Origin of the sequence: Mesorhizobium sp. M0437, from assembly GCF_040321335.1 — a bacterium.
GTDB lineage: Bacteria > Pseudomonadota > Alphaproteobacteria > Rhizobiales > Rhizobiaceae > Mesorhizobium.
Genome location: NZ_JAMYRK010000193.1, coordinates 1 through 1,583, shown reverse-complemented (window position 1 = coordinate 1,583; position 1,583 = coordinate 1). Strand labels below are relative to the sequence as shown.

Below are 1,583 nucleotides of genomic sequence, written 5' to 3'. Positions count from 1 at the left end.
CAGTCCTTTCATCGCTGACATTCATGGCGGAACTCTCCAGGGCATCGATCAGGAAATGGACGCGAGGGGCTAAAAGTTCCCGCTGCGTTTGTACGCCGATCTAATGCGCTAAGCTCCACGGACTGCGCAGGTGGGAAGCACCCCCTTCGCGCGGGTTTCCAGGCCAGCTGTTTCAATCGCCAGTTCGAAGCGTTAGCCGCATTCGCGGACAATTGCCGTGGTCCGCCAACAGCGAGAACGCTGGCCACATCTGACAAGGCGCAACCAGTACGTGACCGTGTAGTGTCTGGACGATCTTGAAGGCATCCCCATGCAGTGTTCTATGAGTAGACACCTCGAAGTTCCAGGATACGATGCTGTGCGACTTAAATGGCCGCGCCCGATTGTCGCCGTTTGGGGCGCGCCTGACCGCCCGGCCTTCAGGACCACGTTGCCTCGGCCGATACCCACTGATGGAATGCGGCGATACGAGGGTCGGTCCAGCAATCTCTTCTGCAACACAAGTAATAGGCCTCCGTGTCGTCAGAGATCTGCATATCCTTGAACGGCAGGACCAGTTCTCCCTTGGTGATCTCTTCGTGGAGCACAGAGAGGTCTCCGATCGCGCCGCCCTGGCCCATGGCCGCGGCACGATAGGCCATATCGGCACTGGGAAAGACCTCACCCGAGTTCACGTCAAGAAGGTTCGGCACAAATCGCCCAGCCCAAACTTTCCAATCGTGCCGATCAGACGTTTCATGCAGCAGGTTATGGTGAACCAGGTCGGCAGGAGAGGTTAGTGGCACCCCTCTCTCCAGCAGCTTTGGAGAGCAAACTGGGGTGCCGAACGATTGCAACACTAGCACCGCGTCGATATCTTTCGGCCCATTTGGATTACCGCAGTCAAAGGCGAGATCGAACTCACCTCCGAAGAAAATTTCCCAATCATAAGGAGCGGTCGTTAGCAATGGCGTGCAATCGGTGTCCGGGTAACATCACGTCGAACTCGACATCAAAGACCAGTTGGAGGTCGCATATCAGCCGATCGAGCGTGTGTATTTTCCAGAGATGGGCATTGCATCGGTGGTCGCCACCATGACCGGTGGGCGGCAAAGCGAAGTCGGCATCGTCGGCCACGATGGCGTGACAGGGGTTGGCGTTATCCTCGGCCAAGACAGGTCTCCCAATGAAACCTATATCCAGGTCGCCGGCAATGGCTGGATTCTGCCCGTTGAAGACCTTCGCGCTGCGATTGCAGCAAGCCAGTCCCTTCGCGAGTCGCTGCTTCGCTATGCCCACGCGTTCCTCGTGCAGTCGTCCCGGACCGCGCTGGTCAACGGCCATTCCAAAATCGAAGAGCGGTTGGCCCGCTGGCTGCTGATGGTCCAAGACCGCGCCGAAGGAAACAAGATCTACCTGACGCATAAATTTCTGCCGACCATGCTTGGTGCCCGGCGCCCCGGCGTTACCACCGCCCTCCAAATGCTTGAATATCGGGGGCTGGTTCACGCCAAACGCGGCGAGATCGCAATCGTCGATCGCGTTGGAATGATAAAACTCACACACGGTGCTTACGGCGAGGAGGAGCAAAGTCACTTCGGCCT

Annotated in this window: 2 protein-coding genes; one reads left to right on the top strand and one right to left on the bottom strand. The window is 57.8% G+C overall.

What is annotated here, in order from left to right:
• Positions 1-419: 419 nt before the first annotated feature.
• Complete coding sequence (locus tag NKI72_RS34900; protein WP_352693218.1) at positions 420-947, bottom strand: LysR substrate-binding domain-containing protein; 528 nt, start codon at positions 945-947, stop codon at positions 420-422.
• Positions 948-1,002: 55 nt separating this feature from the next.
• Between NKI72_RS34900 and NKI72_RS34895 the strand changes: the two genes are divergently transcribed.
• A partial coding sequence (locus NKI72_RS34895; protein ID WP_352852236.1) for a Crp/Fnr family transcriptional regulator occupies positions 1,003-1,583 on the top strand: 581 nt, incomplete at its 3' end.